Source organism: Streptomyces sp. DT2A-34 (assembly GCF_030499515.1).
Lineage (GTDB): Bacteria > Actinomycetota > Actinomycetes > Streptomycetales > Streptomycetaceae > Streptomyces.
On record NZ_JASTWJ010000001.1, the window covers coordinates 2,622,480 to 2,638,676 of the forward strand.

The 16,197-nt window shown below is 69.6% G+C and carries 13 protein-coding genes and 1 pseudogene; 5 read left to right on the forward strand and 9 right to left on the reverse strand.

The features are described from left to right. Positions 1-14 precede the first annotated feature (14 nt). From hcaB to QQM39_RS11330, 6 genes are all read right to left on the reverse strand, one after another. On the reverse strand, positions 15-857 hold the full coding sequence (gene hcaB / locus QQM39_RS11305; RefSeq protein WP_301996568.1) for a 3-(cis-5,6-dihydroxycyclohexa-1,3-dien-1-yl)propanoate dehydrogenase: 843 nt from the start codon (positions 855-857) through the stop codon (positions 15-17). Then, on the reverse strand, positions 857-1,723 hold the full coding sequence (locus QQM39_RS11310; RefSeq protein WP_301996569.1) for an alpha/beta fold hydrolase: 867 nt from the start codon (positions 1,721-1,723) through the stop codon (positions 857-859). The genes hcaB and QQM39_RS11310 overlap by 1 nt, the downstream gene beginning before the upstream one ends. Before the next feature lie 19 nt (positions 1,724-1,742). Next, complete coding sequence (locus QQM39_RS11315) at positions 1,743-2,300, reverse strand: 3-phenylpropionate/cinnamic acid dioxygenase subunit beta (RefSeq protein ID WP_301996570.1); 558 nt, start codon at positions 2,298-2,300, stop codon at positions 1,743-1,745. Between the two features lie 249 nt (positions 2,301-2,549). Further along, positions 2,550-3,767, reverse strand: coding sequence for an NAD(P)/FAD-dependent oxidoreductase (locus QQM39_RS11320; RefSeq protein WP_301996571.1), 1,218 nt, complete (start codon positions 3,765-3,767; stop codon positions 2,550-2,552). Further along, complete coding sequence (locus QQM39_RS11325) at positions 3,764-4,117, reverse strand: bifunctional 3-phenylpropionate/cinnamic acid dioxygenase ferredoxin subunit (RefSeq protein ID WP_301996572.1); 354 nt, start codon at positions 4,115-4,117, stop codon at positions 3,764-3,766. Before QQM39_RS11325 ends, QQM39_RS11320 begins: the two co-directional genes overlap by 4 nt. After that, complete coding sequence (locus tag QQM39_RS11330; RefSeq protein ID WP_301996573.1) at positions 4,117-5,439, reverse strand: aromatic ring-hydroxylating dioxygenase subunit alpha; 1,323 nt, start codon at positions 5,437-5,439, stop codon at positions 4,117-4,119. The genes QQM39_RS11325 and QQM39_RS11330 overlap by 1 nt, the downstream gene beginning before the upstream one ends. Before the next feature lie 227 nt (positions 5,440-5,666). Between QQM39_RS11330 and QQM39_RS11335 the strand changes: the two genes are divergently transcribed. Next, entirely contained in the window at positions 5,667-6,536 is an 870-nt protein-coding gene (locus QQM39_RS11335) for an IclR family transcriptional regulator (protein WP_301996574.1), read from the forward strand. A gap of 197 nt (positions 6,537-6,733) precedes the next feature. Here QQM39_RS11335 and QQM39_RS11340 read toward each other — a convergent pair whose 3' ends face one another. Continuing rightward, positions 6,734-7,345 (reverse strand): helix-turn-helix domain-containing protein, encoded by a 612-nt coding sequence (locus QQM39_RS11340; RefSeq protein ID WP_301996575.1) that lies wholly within the window; start codon positions 7,343-7,345, stop codon positions 6,734-6,736. Positions 7,346-8,121: 776 nt separating this feature from the next. On the opposite strand from QQM39_RS11340, the gene QQM39_RS11345 reads away from it, so the two are divergent. Both QQM39_RS11345 and QQM39_RS11350 read left to right on the forward strand, forming a co-directional pair. Beyond that, the gene (locus QQM39_RS11345) at positions 8,122-9,447 is read left to right on the forward strand and encodes an MFS transporter (protein WP_301996576.1); all 1,326 of its coding nucleotides are present in this window, start codon (positions 8,122-8,124) and stop codon (positions 9,445-9,447) included. Between the two features lie 910 nt (positions 9,448-10,357). Then, a complete protein-coding gene (locus QQM39_RS11350) occupies positions 10,358-10,870 on the forward strand; it encodes an ATP-binding protein (protein ID WP_301996577.1) in 513 nt (170 codons plus the stop codon). 239 nt (positions 10,871-11,109) lie between these two features. Here the strand turns inward: QQM39_RS11350 and QQM39_RS11355 are convergent. Together QQM39_RS11355 and QQM39_RS11360 are read right to left on the reverse strand one after the other, a co-directional pair. Beyond that, positions 11,110-12,299: pseudogene (locus QQM39_RS11355) on the reverse strand (spermidine/putrescine ABC transporter substrate-binding protein). Positions 12,300-12,408: 109 nt separating this feature from the next. Then, on the reverse strand, positions 12,409-13,848 hold the full coding sequence (locus tag QQM39_RS11360; RefSeq protein WP_301996578.1) for a gamma-aminobutyraldehyde dehydrogenase: 1,440 nt from the start codon (positions 13,846-13,848) through the stop codon (positions 12,409-12,411). A gap of 192 nt (positions 13,849-14,040) precedes the next feature. Here QQM39_RS11360 and QQM39_RS11365 point away from each other — a divergent pair, with 192 nt between their 5' ends. Continuing rightward, positions 14,041-14,556: an Lrp/AsnC family transcriptional regulator gene (locus QQM39_RS11365; protein ID WP_301996579.1), complete on the forward strand. Its 516-nt coding sequence runs from the start codon at positions 14,041-14,043 to the stop codon at positions 14,554-14,556. 19 nt (positions 14,557-14,575) lie between these two features. Further along, the gene (locus QQM39_RS11370; RefSeq protein WP_301996580.1) at positions 14,576-15,949 is read left to right on the forward strand and encodes an aspartate aminotransferase family protein; all 1,374 of its coding nucleotides are present in this window, start codon (positions 14,576-14,578) and stop codon (positions 15,947-15,949) included. Positions 15,950-16,197: the final 248 nt, after the last annotated feature.

Consider the following 16,197-nt stretch of genomic DNA (forward strand, 5'->3'; position numbering starts at 1 on the left):
GAGGCGGAGGGTTTCTACAGGCCGGCGCCGCCGGCGGGAGTGCGGAAGCCGCGTACGGCGATGCCACCGTCGGCGGGGATGACGGCTCCGGTGACAGTGCCGCTGTTGGCGCGGGAAGCGAGCAGGACGTACGGGCCGGTGAAATCCTCGGGCTCGACGCTGGAGTCGTACAAGGGGATGAGCGGCGGCTGCTTGTCGCCGGACGCCTCGTTCTTGGCGAAGGACGCCTCCAGCGTGCGGTCCTGCAGCCCCAGGCTCTCGGGGCCGCGCAGCTTGGTGCGCATGCCGCCGACGGCGACGCCGTTGACGCGGACCCTTGGTGCCAGTTCGTAGGCGAACTGGCGGAGCAGACCGAGGCAGGCGTGTTTGCTGGCGGTGTAGAGGGAGCCGCCGCCGTCGGTGTGGAAGGAGGCGTTGGAGAGGGTCATGACGATGCTCCCGCGACTGCGGACCAGTTCCCGCCAGGCGGCCTCCACGGCCAGGACGTAGCCCTTGACGTTGATGCCGAAGACCTCGTCGAACGCCTCTGACAGCTCCTTGCCGGACAGCCGGGTGACACTGCGGTGGTAGTCCCAGATTCCGGCATTCGGAACGAGGATGTCCAGCTTGCCGAAGCGCTCCACGGTCGCCTCGACCGCACGGTGCAGATCATCCGGGGAACGCACGTCACCGGCGACGGTCAGCACGCGCTGCCCCAGGTCCCCCGCTGCCTCGACGACTTCCTGGAGCTGGTCGGCGCTTCGGCCGAGGACGGCAACACTTCCGCCCTCGGCGAGATAGCGCAGGGCGACCGCGCGGCCGATGCCGGAGCCGCCGCCGGTGATCAGGGCGACCTCGCCCTCCAGCCAGCCGCCCATCACCGGGCACCGAGGAAGTCGGTGACGAGGCGCTCGAACTCCTGCTGCCGCTCCAACTGCACCCAGTGGCCGCAACCGCCGAAGACATGCAGCTGGACGTCTCGGATCTGCTTGAGCATCAGCTGGGCGCCGTCGAGGGTGATCGTACGGTCGTCGCGGCCCCACAGCAGAAGGGTCGGCGCCTTGATCTTGTGGACGCGCTGCCAGAGCGGGTCCATGCCGTGCCGCTTGGCGAAGGCCGCGTTGTAGGCGTGGTAGAAGGCGATGTGGGACTCGTCCAAGGAGGCCTCGTAGCGGGCCTGGACGGTGTCCTCCCAGCGTTTCGGCTCGGCGGTCATGACGCGGATGAAGTCCCGCATCTTCTTCACCGTCGGGCCCTCGCCGTTGTAGTAGCGGAACATCGCCTTCTGCCCCTCGGTCGGGGTCGGTCCGAACGGCAACCAGCCGCCGCCCGGCGCCATGAGCACCAGCTTCTCCACCCGCTCGGGGGCTTCGAGCGCGGTGGCGATGGCGGCGGCGCCGCCGAGGCTGTTGCCCAGCAGATGGAACCGGTCGATGCCGAGGGCGTCCAGGGTCTGCAGCAGCGCGTCGACCGTGATCTCGGTGATGCTGCGGGCGTCCAGGTCCGCCTCGGTGGGCCGGTAGCTGCCGCCGAAGCCGGGCTGGTCGGGCAGCACGACCCGGAAGTGCGGGGTGAGGGCGGCCAGGTTCTGGTGGTAGTTCGCCATCGCGCTCGCACCGGGGCCGCCGCCGTGCAGCATCACCAGCACCGGGCCCTCGCCGGCCTCGCTGACCGCGATGGTCCCGAGCGTCGTCTGCACGGTGTGCTCGACGAGCTTCGGCTCTTCAGTCTGTGCAGTGCTCACGTGGGTCTCCGGTCGGTCATCACAGGAAGGTGCTGATGTTCTTGGCGAGCAGGACGTTCTGGTCGAGCAGGATCGTGCGGCGGGCGATCAGCAGGCCGCCGTCCTCGGTGCGGCGCAGGACGTCGGTGCGGCCGCCGGCGTAGATGTCGACCTCGCGCTCCAGACGGTTGCGGTAGCAGAGGAACGCCGACTCGGCGACGTACTCGGCGGGGTTGTCGCCCGGCCGTACCGTCACGTTGGTGATCAGGTGCCGGGTCCGTGAGGGCGGGTCCTCGGCCCACGCCATGCCCGAGTCGAAGCGGCGGATCCGCCACGCGAGACTCGCCTTGGTCTCGTCGAAGATGGCCACCTCGCCGGGCGAGCCGTCGGCCAGGGCCTGCTGGCGGCGCAGTCGGTTGGTGCGCACCGGCGCCCAGTAGTGCAGGTCGTCGGCGAACAGCTCCAGCCAGTCGGCGTAGCGGTGCTGGTCGAGCAGTTGCGCCTCGACGGCGTAGAGCCGCTGCACCTCGAAGTGGAGCCGGATGTCGTCGTACGGGACGGACGAGGGTGCCGTCGACTCCAGGGGGTGGGTGCTCATCGGTGGGTCCTCCTGCGGTCCGCGCTCGGCTGTCATTCCAGCGCGGAGGGGATGGTTCGGGGCAGCACGCGTGCCGGTGGATGGCACAGCAGGGGGTCGGGCAGCGCGGTTGAGGGGCGCGGGGCTGTGTCGGTATGCGGCTCCGCCGCGTGGGCGCGACCAGCCACAGACGTCCCGCGGTGAACCGACAACATCCCGTGGCTGCCCCAGATCGGGGGTCTGGGGCGCAGCCCCGGAAACACGGCGCCCTCAGCGGAGCGCAGCGCGCAGGTCGGTGCTCTCGTCGGCCAGGTGCGCCGGGTCGACCACGATGCGGCGGTCGACGAGACGGCGAGCGGCCTTGATGTCCCGGGCGCGGTCGATGGAGGCCGCAGCCACCACCCGGTCGCCACGCAGGCCGAAGACGGTGAAGGCACCGCTGTCAGGCGCGCCGCGCAGGACGGTCCGCTCGGCGTCAGCCATCGTGCCGACCGCCTCCAGTCGCGAGCCGTGCCGGTCGGACCAGAACCATGGGGCGCCGGGCTCCGGAACAGGGCGGCCGAGGATGCCGTGGGCGGCGGCCTCGCCGTCCTGCTGGGCGGCCTCCCAGTGCTCGTGCCGTACGCGATGCCCGTCCCGGCGTGCCACATCACCGATGGCGAAGACGTTCGGGTGAGAGGTGCGCTGACCTGCGTCGACCACGATGCCGTTGTCCACGGCGAGTCCGGCGGCCTCGGCCAGTTCGGTGGCCGGCCGGATCCCGATGCCGACCACCACCGTGTCGGCGGACAGGGGACCGCCGTAACCGTTGAGGTGCAGCAGGACACCGAGACCGCCCGGGCGGCGCTCGACGCGCTCGACACCGGCGGTGACCACGTCGATGCCCTCGGCGGAGTGCCGCAGATGCAGCGCACCCGCGATGTCGTCCCCGACCACCGCGGCCAGCGGCACCGGAACCGGGTCGACCAGGGTCACGCGGCAGCCCAGGGCGCGGGCGACGGCCGCGGTCTCGGCGCCGATCAGTCCGGCCCCGACCACGGCCACCCGGGCGCCGGGCAGCAGGCGTTCCCGCAGCCGCTCGGCGTCCTCCCAGGTGCGCAGCAGGTGTACGGCCGGGTCGTCGCCGCCGGGCACGGGCAGCGCGCGGGGCGTGCCACCGGTGGCCAGCACGATCCGGTCGGCGCCCACGACCGACCCGTCGATCAGCTCCAGGCCGCCCTCGTGCGGGCGGATCGCCCGGACCCGGGTGCCCTCGCGCAGGTCGACGCGCTGCTCCTCGTACCACTGCTCCGGCCGCAGCAGGACGTCCTCGCGCCGGGCCTTGCCCAGCAGTACGTCCTTGCTGAGCGGCGGACGGTCGTACGGCAGCCCGCTCTCGGCGGAGTACAGCACGAGCTCCCCGTCGTAGCCCTGGGTGCGCAGGGCGTCGCAGGCCGAGACGGCCGCCAGGCCCGCACCGACGACGGCGATGCGCCGCAGGTCGCTCATGCGGTGGCCTCCTGGCCGGGGTACAGCCAGATGCCGCCTTCACGGACCTCGACCCGATGGGTGCGCGCGGCGACGGTGGCGGGCATGCACTGCGGCTCGCCGGACTTCAGGCAGAAGCGGGCGCTGTGCAGCGGACACTCCACCTCGCCGCCCTCGATCCAGCCCTCGGCCAGCGAGGCCTGGCCATGGGAGCAGGTGTCGTCGAGGGCGTAGTAAGCGCCACCGTCGTGGAAAACGGCGATCGCGTCGCCGTGACCGGTGGTCTCGACGGGTACCTTCAGCGCCTCGCCGTCCTCGATGTCGCCATCGGCGGCCACGCGAATACCAGTGCTGGTGGTGCTCGTGCTCATCAACTGTCCTTCTCGTGCCAGGCGGGCGTGTTCATCAGGTCGCGCCAGCGGGTGTAGAAGCCGCGTGCGGCGCCGTCGCTGTAGAGGTGTCCGGTGGTGCCGGGGTGGATGCCGTCCTGGGTCTGAAGTCCCAGGCCCATCTGGTAGTTGAGGGTCATGGAGCCGGACACGAAGCCGTGGGCGGTGGCCTGGACCTCGCTCCAGTTCTCGCCGTCGTCCTGCTCGAAGATGCCGGTCGGCCCGAACGTCCGCAGGTTGTAGATCCGTTGGGCGTCCTTGACCTCGTCCGGCATCGACCTGTCGACGATCGTCCACGCCCAGACCTCCATCTTGTCCAGGCCCTTCGGGTGCCAGACGCGGATGGAGCCGTTGACCGGCAGGTAGGAGAAGTTGGGGAAGACGGTGCCGTGACCGGTGGTCATCGGCCCCTCGACGCGGGCGTCACCGAGGCGTTCGCGCAGCGCGTCGTAGTCGTAGTGGCCGTGCACGACCCGGTCGTCGAAGCGGCTCTTCGGGTGGGTGGGGAAGCCGTGCCCGTGGCCGAGCGGGTCGGTGTACTGCCGTCCCGGCGTCTGCACGATCTCCGCCTTCGGCCCCTTGCCCGTCGGCGACATGACCATCAGCGCCGAGGCGTGCGAGATGTTGACGTGGTACCAGTCGGAGGCGAACTGCTCGGCGGCCAGCTTCCAGTTGCCCTCCAGCACCCACTTGTGCACCCCGCCGACGACCTCGGTGCCCTCCGGATCGCGGTCGAGCATCGCGTCCAGGTACCAGGCGAGGCCGCCGAGCGCCTCGCGCAGTGGCGGGGCCTCGGGGTTCCAGGTCGCGAAGACGAGTCCCTTGTACGTGTCGAGCTGCGCGACCTCGATCAGTCCCCACTGGTCCTGGTCGAAGTGGGCCGGATAGTCCTCGCCGTTGGGTACGTTGATCAGCTTGCCGGAGGTGTCGTAGGCCCAGCCGTGATAGCTGCACGTGAACGCCTTCGTGGCGCCCGCGTCGGCGCGGCAGACCCGCATGCCCCGGTGGCGGCAGGCATTGAGGAAGGCCCGCAGCTTCCGGTCACGGCCCAGCGTGACGATGACCGGGTCCTCGCCCATGTACGTGGTGAAGAAGTCGCCGGGCTTGCTGAACTGGCTCTCGTGCGCGAGGAACAGCCAGCTCGGCGCGAAGACGCGGCGCAGCTCCTGCCGGTAGAGGCCGGTGTCGCTGAAGATCGTCCGGTCGATCAGGCCCCGGTCCAGGTCGAAGTACGCACCGACGTCGACGGACGGCTCACGGACACGAGCCGGACGGTCCGCCGGACGGACAGGGGTGGATGTCATCGCTGGGCCTCCTCGCACGTAGGAATCTGCGGCGCTGAGGCGGTCGGAGCCGCGGTGCCATGTCGCTGCATGGGCACAGGAGACGTCGCCCGGCGACGCCCTGCCCAGCCATCGTGCCGAGATGTGGAACAGCACCCACGCTTCGCCCGTTTACAACCCCGAAATGGTCACCTACATTGGACATGCGTCCATTTTAATGTGTCGCCTGATCGTCATCGGAGCCCGCCATGCCACTCCACTCCCCCCTTTCGCACCACAGCGAGCCCCCAGCCGGCTGCACGCCGGCCATCGCGCCGGACGACACCGCGCCGGAGCAGCAGACCGCCGTCGACAAGGCGCTCACCCTGCTGAAGTCCCTCGCCGAGCTGGACGGGGAGATCGGCGTGAGCGAGCTGGCCCGCCGCACCCGCATGAGCAAGTCGACGACCTTCCGGCTGCTGGGGATCCTCCAGCGCAACGACCTCGTCGACCGGGTCGGCAGCGACTACCGACTGGGCGCCCAGCTCTTCGACATCGGCAGCCGGGCCTACGGCCCCACCACCCCGCTGCTCCAGGAGCGGCTGCTGCCGCACCTGGCAGACCTGTACGAGCTGACCCACGAGACCGTGCACCTCGCCGTGCTCCACGGCACGCACATCGTCTACGTCAACAAGCTCCACGGCCACCGTGCGGCCCGTTCACCCTCCCGGATCGGCGCCCGCCTGCCCGCCTACTGCACGGCGGTCGGCAAGGCACTCCTGGCGTTCGACCACGACGCCGCCGAGGCGGCCATCGCGGCGGGACTGCCCGCCCGCACCGAGTACACCCTCGCCGACCCCGACCGCTTCCGTGCCGACCTGCGCCGCATCCGCCAGGACGGCATCGCCTACGACCGTCAGGAAGCCACCCTCGGCCTCACCTGCGTCGCCGTACCGATCATGGGGCCCACCGGTCGCCCCGTGGCGGCCCTGTCCATCGCCGGCGCGGACCGGCGCTTCGACCCCGCCCGGTTCGCCCCGGCCCTGCGCCGCGTGGCCTTCGAAGCGGGCCGGACGATCACCGCGGCCAAGGCACGGCAGGCGGTACCGGCCGGGCTGGGCGGGCTTTCCGGGGCCTGACCCGCACGAAGTCCCCTCCTACAGCGGCCGCCTGGCCATCCTGCTGGCGACGACCCCGAAGCATGCGGCACCGAGGCCGCCTTCGCGACGGGATCCAACCCACCAACCGGCCCGACCTGCCCGTCAGCGGCCACGCTCCCGGTTCGGCCCGTACGAACCAAGCAGACGTGCCGATCGACGGCACACCGCCCCGGCGCTCAGTGCCGACCGCCGCCATGGGTACGCGCGACGGTGGTACCGCCCGTACCGGGCTGCACCCGCGGCACACTCACCACGATGTGCACCAGGCTCTCGCCGTCCAGCGACTCATACACGTGCGGGCGGTCGCCCGGATAGCGCACGAAGTCGCCGGCCGACAGTTCCACCGGACTGTCGGCGGGACCCACACGCACCCTGCCACTGATGACGTACAGGTGCTCCAGGGTGCCCACCGGGTGCGGCTCGGACAGCTTCCCCGCGCCCTCCGCCTCCCGGCCGATGCGCACCAGATAGTTCTCGATGACACCGGATCCGTAGATGTGGTCCAGCGTGCGGGACTCGTAGCCCGCGTGCCGCTGCCAGACGACCTCGTCGCCCCGCTGCACGGTCATCATCTGTTCGCGCTCCGCCACCAGCCTGGTGACGGGCACACCGAGCGCGGCCGCGATGGAGAACAGCGTGTCCACCGTGGGATTGCCCGCCCCCTGCTCCAGATTCGACAGGGTCTGCTTCGCCAGCCCCGCCTGCCGGGCCAATTCGGCCAGGGACAGACCCCGCTGCTCTCTCAGAAGGCGCACGTTGCGCGCCACCACGGCGTTTCCTTGGGACACGCCACCACTCTAAGCGCAGGTCGGAAAGCGGCCGAGGCCGGTCAGGTCGCCTTGCGGGCTGGGGCGGTGGGAACGTCCCGCCGACCGTTCAGTCCGAACGCCGGCCGGTGCCGCTGATCCAGCGCAGAGCCTCCAGCAGCGCGGCGAGATCGGCGAGCGCCGAGATCATCATCGAGGGGCACCTGTCCGCCGCACGCACCGGTGTCGAGGGGCACCTGTCCGTCGCACGCACCGGTGTCGAGGGCCCGGCAGGATGTCCAGCAGCGGGTCCTGGAGCGCTGGAACAGCTGACTCCGTCCGCGTCGGCGCAAGCACGTGGTATCCCCACAGCCCCACACACCGGGCGGCCCTGGAGGACCGCCCGGTTCAGGCCTACGCCTGCACTTTCTCTCACTCCTCGATGTCAGGAGCCGCCCTGAGCGGCTCGACCCCGGTGGGAGACGGAGGAACTCCTCCGGTGCTCCTGGTCACTTCGGCCGCGCCAGCCAAGCCGCACGTGAACCACGACATGGGCAGAGCGAGGCTCACGTCGGGCGCCACCACGGCGTTTCGTTCGGGCAGGCCACCGATCCAAGCGCGGGTCAGAAACCGACGGCCTCGGTCACGGCAAGCAGTTTGACGACGTGCACCTCCGCAACCACGTCCGGCGTGCCGAAGGACGGCACGACTGCGTGCACGACGTTCGGCCAGGCGTCACCTTTCTCCGCACCACGTCCCCGCTGTGGTGTAGATCACCGGCATCCGACGCCACAGTCCAACCGGAAACGAGCCGCTCCATGTCCGAATCCGTCAGCAGTCCGCCCACACTCCCCGACACACGCACGAGCGACACGCGCACGGTGTCCCGGGTCGCCGTCGCGAGCCTCATCGGCACCACGGTCGAGTACTACGACTTCGCGGTGTACGGCACCGCCGCCGCGCTCGTCCTGGGCCCTGCCTTCTTCCCGTCCGGCAGCGCCACGGTCCAGACCCTCGCCGCCTTCCTCACCTTCGCGGCCGCGTTCCTGGCGCGCCCCGTGGGTGTCGTCCTGTTCGGCACCATCGGCGACCGGCTGGGCCGCAAACGAGCACTGGTCATCTCCCTCCTCCTGATGGGCGTGGCAACGGTAGGGGTCGGGCTGCTGCCGACGTACGAGACCGCCGGCCTTCTCGCCCCCGCCCTGCTCGTGACGCTCCGCCTTCTGCAGGGCGTCAGCATGGGCGGCGAGTGGGGTGGCGCGGTGCTGCTGGCCGCCGAACACGCGCCCCCGGGGCGCCGAGCGATGTTCGCGTCGATCCCCCAAGTCGGCCCCTTGCTGGGCTTCCTGCTCTCCAGCGCCGTGATCCTGCCGACCCTCTCGATCGCCGGGCGCGACGGCTTCGCAGCCGGGGCCTGGCGCGTGCCCTTCCTGCTGAGCGCACTGCTGATCGTCATCGGCCTCTGGGTACGTACGAGGGTCACCGAGTCGCCGGTGTTCGCAGAGCGGGGACGCGCCACGGATTCCGCTCCCCGATTCCCGCTCGGCACCCTGCTCAAGGAACACCCCGGCCGGCTTCTGCTCGGCATCGGCGCCGGCATCGGCGGCTCGTCGGTCTACTACCTGACGATCGTCTACAGCATCTCGTACGGGCCGAAGGCCCTCGGCATCTCCCAGAACACGATGCTGGCCGCAGCGAGCGTGGGGGCCGTCGCTGCCGCCGCCACGACCATCCCCGCCGCCCGGCTGGCCGACCGAGTCGGCAGACGGCCGGTGATACTGGCAGGCGCGATCGGATGCGTGCTGTGGGCGCTCCCCATGTTCGGAGCCCTGAACACCCGCAACGGACTCGTCATCACGGGGGCGTTCACGGTCGGCCTGGTGCTGTTCATGCTGATGTTCGCGCCGATCGCGGCGTTCCTGCCGGAGCTGTTCCCCGCCCGTCTGCGCTACACGGGTGCCTCCGCGACATTCATCCTCGCCAACACGCTCGGCGGCGGCTTCGCCCCGCTGGTCGCCACCTGGCTGAACAGCCACTGGGCGTCGCCGTTGGCGCTGGGGGTCTACGCGGGCGGATTGTGCCTGGTCAGCCTGGTATGTGTCCTGGCTCTGCCGGAGACCCGGGACGGAGAATTCGACCTCTGACAGCCACGGCCGGCGTGCCCACCGGCAGATCGCCGAGCAGCGACTCGCGCCGGTTGGGCACCTTCCGGTTCATCGCCGCCAGTCGCAGGTTGCGGTGTCGGACGGCGACCGCCCACTCGCGAACGCGTGCCTCGAATCAAGCAGCCTGTCAGGGCCGAACAGGTCGTCGCGCCCGCCTTGGTCGAGCCGGTAGAGATGCCGTACCGCATACGGCGCCGGCCGGAGTCCTCGCCCGCCGTACGACAACAACTCACCGACGAGGTCAGCGGTCTGCTGGCACGCATGGCCTTCCACCAGGCATGGCTCCATCGAGGCCACGACGGTCGCGGGCCCCGAAGCAACCCTCGTGGCCACGGCCCGCGCGGAAGCCTGCGCACAGATGAGCCTCGCTTGGCAGCAGTCACCGATCACCACCGACACCGGCATGAACCTCGGAATCCCGTATCCCGGGACCGATCGAACGCGGCCCGGGCCACGTGCATCGAGGTGATGCGCCGCCACCTGTGACTGAGCACTTCAGTTGGCGGATGAGCGCTTGAATTGGCGGAGCCACGTTCAGGGCGCCGCAGGACCGAGCCCGGTTCGCTTGACACGCAGGTTGCTGACGGATCGACGTCCGGGTCGGCTATGGTGCCGGCATGTGCTGCTGCGCTCCCATGACTACCCGTACCGCCGCTCAGCGGCGGTGTCCGAGGTTGCCGTAACCGCGGCCCCTTGCTGACGTACCGCCGGATCAGTGTCCTGTCGGCAGTCACACGCTTGCTTTTGTGCTGCCGGGCCATCCTGCCTGATCAGGGAAGTCATGTCTCAGTCGCAGCGTTTCGATTCACAGTACGAAAACCCATACCCATGCCCGCATGCAGCCGGCCCCATCGTCACGCGGGACCCGCGTGTCGCCACCCTGCTCTTGATGGTCGGGCTCCCCGGAGCCGGGAAAACCACCCGGGCCAAAGAGCTCGCCGCAACGCACCAGGCGCTGCGGCTGACCCCAGATCACTGGATGATCCCGCTGTTCGGCGATCCGATGGCCGACGGCAAGCGCTGGGTGCTCGAAGGGCGGCTCATCTCGGTCGCCCTGCAGGCGCTGCGGCTGGGGACCAGCGTCGTGCTCGACTACGGGCTCTGGGGCCGCGATGAACGGTCGGCACTGCGCTGGCTGGCACGGTCGGTCGGGGCAGCATGCCAGGTGGTCTACGTGCCCGTGGACAAGGACGTCCAGCTCGCCCGCATCACCCACCGCCAGGCGACGGCACCGCATCAGACGTTCCCGATGAGCGAGACCGAGGTAGACCAATGGCGGGAGCAGTTCCAGGTGCCTGACGCCGCCGAACTCGACGGCGGCGAGATCCCCGCCCCACCGGCGGGCTGGCCGGGCTGGCCGGAGTGGGCAGAAGACCACTGGCCCTCGTGCATCGACGGCTGACCCGGCTGTCCCGTCCGGGAGCGTCCTGACTGGCCTGCGGCGCTGCTGTCGTGTTGCCGCAGGCCAGCACACGCGTCTCCGCGGGCGGCTGGCGCAGCTCGACTCGCTGACTCAACCACTCACTCGCCAACTGAAACGCTCAGCCACACCACCTCTGAGAACGCCCGTGATCTTGATGCCAACTATCCCTCTTTTGTGCCAACTAAAAATCCTCGTCACAAGTCGGAGTCAGCGGCTCCCTACAGCCCCACGATCGCGTTCCACCGCTGCCCGAACTCCACCCGCTCCTCGGACGTGATGTCCCGCGCGATGGCGAGGTGGTCGCGCATCGCCCGGTCCGGGAAGATCAGCGGGTCCTCGGCCAGGGCGGCCGTCTCCTCGTCCTCGGCGGCGCGAGCACGTCCTGGGCGGCCGGGACGGGGCAGACGTAGTTGACCCAGGCGGCCGGTTCGGCGGCGACCTCGGGCTCGTAGTAGTAGTCGATGAACCGCTCGGCGTTGGCCTGGTGGCGGGCCGGGTTGGGGATCATCAGGGACTCCGACCACAGCTCGGCACCCTCCTCGGGGACGACGAAGCGGATGTCGGGGTCGTCGGCCCGGAGCTGGATGGCGTCGCCCGAGTACGCCTGGCAGGCCAGGACGTCGCCGCTCGACAGGTCCTTGATGTAGTCGTTGCCGGTGAAGCGGCGGATCCGGCCCTTGCGCACCTGCTCCTCGACCTGGTCGCAGACGGTGTGGAAGTCGCCCGCCGTCCAGCGGGTGATGTCGACGCCGTTGCCCTGCATGAGCAGGGCGAACGCCTCGTCCAGACCGGAGAGCAGGGCCACCCGGCCCTTCAGGTCGCTCGCCCACAGCTCGGACACGCTGTGTACCTCGCGGCCCAGCCTGCGGCGGTTGTACGCGATGCCGGTGATGCCAGACTGACACGGCACGGTGAACTTCCGTCCGGGGTCGAAGGCCGGTGAACGCAGCAGCGGGTCCAGGTACTTGGTCACGTGGGGCTGGCGCGCCCGGTCCAACTCCTGCACCCAGCCCAGCCGTACGAACCGGGCGCACATCCAGTCGCTGATGACGACGAGATCGCGGCCGGTGCGCTGGTGGTTCATCAGGGCGGGACTGATCTTGCCGAAGAACTCGTCGTTGTCGTTGATCTCCTCGACGTACTCGACGGAGATGCCGGTGCGCTCCTCGAAGGCCTCCAGCGTCGGCCGCCGGTTCTCGTCTTCGTCGTCCGTATCGATGTACAGCGGCCAGTCGGCCCAGGTCAGCCGCCTGTCGCTGGCGGAGAGATCGGCGGCGGCCCGCTCGCTGGGCGGCACGTAGGCGGCGGGCACACCACAACCGGCGAGACCGCCCAGCAGCGCACCCGCGCCAAGGGTGCGCAGCAGGTTCCGGCGAGCCGGCGCGGAGTTGTGCGACGAGAGGGCCATGGCCGCAGCACGCCACCGCAGCAACGCCCTGAGGGGCGCGGGGCGGTGCCCGATATGCGGCTCCGCCGCGGGTGCGCGACCAGCCCCTCACGCACCCGCAGTCGAACGACTAGGCGTCCAGAGACGTCATGACGTGCTTGATCCGCGTGTAGTCATCGAACCCGTACGCCGAAAGGTCCTTGCCGTACCCGGACTTCTTGAACCCACCATGCGGCATCTCCGCAACCAGCGGAATGTGCGTGTTGATCCACACGCACCCGAAGTCCAGCGCCTTGGACATCCGCATCGCCCGCCCGTGGTCCTTCGTCCACACCGACGACGCGAGCGCGTACTCGACACCGTTCGCCCACTCGACGGCCTGCGCCTCGTCCGAGAAGGACTGCACGGTGATGACCGGCCCGAAGACCTCCTTCTGGATGATCTCGTCGTCCTGCTTCAGCCCGGACACGACGGTCGGCGCGTAGAAGTACCCCTTCTCACCGACCTGATGGCCACCGGCCTCGACCTTGGCGTGGGCGGGCAGCCGCTCGATGAACCCGGAGACCTGCTTGAGCTGGTTGGGGTTGTTGAGCGGGCCGAACAGCACGTCCTCGTCGTCCGGCTGCCCCGTCTTCGTGTCGGCGGCGGCCTTCGCGAGCGCCTGCACGAACTCGTCGTGGATGGCCTCGTGGACGAGCACGCGGGTGGCGGCCGTACAGTCCTGCCCGGCGTTGAAGAAGCCCGCGACGGAGATGTCCTCGACGGCCTTGGCGATGTCGGTGTCCTCGAAGACGACGACCGGCGCCTTGCCGCCCAGCTCCAGGTGGACCCGCTTGAGGTCCTTCGACGCGGACTCGGCGACCTGCATACCGGCCCGCACCGAGCCGGTGATGGACGCCATGGCCGGGATCGGGTGCTCGACCATCATGCGGCCGGTCTCGCGGTCACCGGTGATGACGTTGAAGACGCCCTTGGGCAGGATCGAGCCGATGATGTCGGCGATGAGCACGGTGGACGCCGGCGTCGTGTCCGACGGCTTCAGCACCACCGTGTTGCCCGCCGCGATCGCCGGCGCGAACTTCCATACGGCCATCATCATCGGGTAGTTCCAGGGCGCGACCTGCGCGCAGACGCCGACCGGCTCACGGCGGACGATCGAGGTCAGGCCCTCCATGTACTCACCGGCCGAACGGCCCTCGAGCATCCGCGCCGCACCCGCGAAGAAGCGGATCTGGTCCACCATCGGCGGGATCTCCTCGGACCGCGTGAGCCCGATCGGCTTGCCGGTGTTCTCCACCTCGGCCGCGATGAGCTCCTCGGCCCGCTCCTCGAACGCGTCCGCGATCTTCAGCAGGGCCTTCTGGCGCTCGGCGGGGGTCGTGTCACGCCAGCCCGGGAAGGCCCTGGCGGCGGCCTCCATCGCGGCGTCGACGTCCGCCTGCCCGGACAGCGGCGCGGTCGCGTACGCCTCGCCCGTCGCGGGGTTGACCACCTCGGTGGTCCGTCCGTCGGCGGCGTCCCGGAACTCACCGTCGATGTAGTTGCGCAGACGACGCAGCTCGGTGCTCACTGCCGGCCTCCTGTCAGGTCTTCACTGCTTGTGGCTGTCAGTTCTGGTTGTCCAGTTACTGAGACACCCACCCTAGTCGGCCGAGCCACGTTTTCAACACCCCCGATCGCGCCATGGCTGCGAAATCCGCAAGTCTCAGTCTCGTAAACAACGAATTTCATCGCCAGGGCCTTGCGGAACTGTCGAGACGTCGTGCACAGTGACGTCGTGGCCAGTCGAAGCGCAGAGCACAGGGACTCCCGCGAGTCCAGGACGGGCGGTCCCCAGCTGGACGCCGTCTCCCTCGCCATCATCGAACAACTCCAGGAGGACGGCCGCCGGCCGTACGCCGCCATCGGCAAGGCTGTCGGCCTGTCCGAGGCGGCCGTGCGCCAGCGCGTCCAGAAGCTGCTCGACCAGGGCGTGATGCAGATCGTCGCCGTCACGGACCCGCTCACCGTGGGTTTCCGACGGCAGGCGATGGTCGGCGTGAACGTCGAGGGCGACGTGGAGTCGGTCGCCGACGCGCTGACCGCCATGTCCGAATGCGAATACGTGGTGATGACAGCCGGGTCCTTCGACCTGATGGTGGAAATCGTCTGCGAGGACGACGACCACCTCCTGGACGTCATCAACCGACGCATCCGGGCCGTCCCCGGAGTGCGCTCGACCGAGAGCTTCGTCTATCTCAAGCTCAAGAAGCAGACCTACATGTGGGGAACCCGATAACCGTGAGGACCCGATAACCGTGAGCACCGACACCCCTCAGGACCTCAGCAGGACCGCGTACGACCACCTGTGGATGCACTTCACGCGTATGTCCTCGTACGAGAAGGCCCCCGTCCCCACCATCGTCCGGGGCGAGGGCACCTACATCTACGACGACAAGGGCAAGCGCTACCTCGACGGTCTCGCCGGTCTGTTCGTGGTCCAGGCGGGTCACGGCCGCGTCGAGCTGGCCGAGACCGCCTTCAAACAGGCGCAGGAGCTGGCGTTCTTCCCGGTGTGGTCCTACGCCCACCCGAAGGCGATCGAGCTCGCCGAGCGCCTCGCGGACCACGCGCCGGGCGACCTCAACAAGGTCTTCTTCACCACGGGCGGCGGTGAGGCGGTGGAGACCGCCTGGAAGCTCGCCAAGCAGTACTTCAAGCTGGTCGGCAAGCCCACCAAGCACAAGGTCATCTCGCGTGCGGTCGCCTACCACGGCACCCCGCAGGGCGCCCTGTCCATCACGGGCCTGCCCGCCCTGAAGGCCCCCTTCGAGCCGCTGGTGCCGGGCGCGCACAAGGTCCCGAACACCAACATCTACCGCGCCCCGATCCACGGCGACGACCCGGAGGCCTTCGGCCGCTGGGCCGCCGACCAGATCGAGCAGCAGATCCTCTTCGAGGGCCCGGACACGGTCGCCGCGGTCTTCCTGGAGCCGGTGCAGAACGCGGGCGGCTGCTTCCCGCCCCCGCCCGGCTACTTCCAGCGGGTGCGCGAGATCTGCGACCAGTACGACGTGCTGCTCGTCTCGGACGAGGTCATCTGCGCCTTCGGCCGCCTGGGCACGATGTTCGCCTGCGACAAGTTCGGCTACGTCCCGGACATGATCACCTGCGCCAAGGGCATGACGTCGGGCTACTCCCCCATCGGCGCCTGCATCATCTCGGACCGGCTGGCCGAGCCCTTCTACAAGGGCGACAACACGTTCCTGCACGGCTACACCTTCGGCGGCCACCCGGTCTCCGCGGCGGTCGGCCTGGCCAACCTCGACCTGTTCGAGCGCGAGGGCCTCAACCAGCACGTCCTCGACAACGAGGGGGCGTTCCGCGCCACGCTGGAGAAGCTGCACGACCTGCCGATCGTCGGCGACGTCCGCGGCAACGGCTTCTTCTACGGCATCGAGCTGGTCAAGGACAAGGCGACCAAGGAGTCCTTCGACGCCGACGAGACCGAGCGCGTCCTGTACGGCTTCCTCTCCAAGAAGCTCTACGAGAACGGCCTGTACTGCCGTGCCGACGACCGTGGCGACCCGGTCGTCCAGCTCGCCCCGCCGCTGATCTCCAACCAGGAGACGTTCGACGAGATCGAGCAGATCCTGCGGGCGACGCTGTCGGAGGCGTGGACCAAGCTGTGACGCCCGGACCGATCGCCGGTCCGATCTCCGAGCCGATCTCCGAGCCGATCGCCGGACCGTTCAGCGGCCCGGCGGTCGACGGAAGACGTTCTCCCGTCTGAATGATCAACACACCGGCCCCGGTGCCGCCCGTTCGAGTGAGACACGGCGGCCCGGGGCCGTGTGCTGTCCGGGCTCCGGGCGGCGGCTGCCTAGCGTGCCAGTGACCGATCAGCCCAGCCTTCGTTCCCCCGCACGAGGGATCAGGC

What these genes read in the sequence shown, in the direction of transcription:
- hcaB (WP_301996568.1), bottom strand. Translation starts at nt 857, where the DNA reads ATGGGCGGCTGGCTGGAGGGCGAGGTCGCCCTGATCACCGGCGGCGGC.
- QQM39_RS11315 (WP_301996570.1), bottom strand. Translation starts at nt 2,300, where the DNA reads ATGAGCACCCACCCCCTGGAGTCGACGGCACCCTCGTCCGTCCCGTAC.
- QQM39_RS11320 (WP_301996571.1), bottom strand. Translation starts at nt 3,767, where the DNA reads ATGAGCGACCTGCGGCGCATCGCCGTCGTCGGTGCGGGCCTGGCGGCC.
- QQM39_RS11325 (WP_301996572.1), bottom strand. Translation starts at nt 4,117, where the DNA reads ATGAGCACGAGCACCACCAGCACTGGTATTCGCGTGGCCGCCGATGGC.
- QQM39_RS11330 (WP_301996573.1), bottom strand. Translation starts at nt 5,439, where the DNA reads ATGACATCCACCCCTGTCCGTCCGGCGGACCGTCCGGCTCGTGTCCGT.
- QQM39_RS11335 (WP_301996574.1), top strand. Translation starts at nt 5,667, where the DNA reads ATGCCACTCCACTCCCCCCTTTCGCACCACAGCGAGCCCCCAGCCGGC.
- QQM39_RS11345 (WP_301996576.1), top strand. Translation starts at nt 8,122, where the DNA reads ATGTCCGAATCCGTCAGCAGTCCGCCCACACTCCCCGACACACGCACG.
- QQM39_RS11350 (WP_301996577.1), top strand. Translation starts at nt 10,358, where the DNA reads ATGGTCGGGCTCCCCGGAGCCGGGAAAACCACCCGGGCCAAAGAGCTC.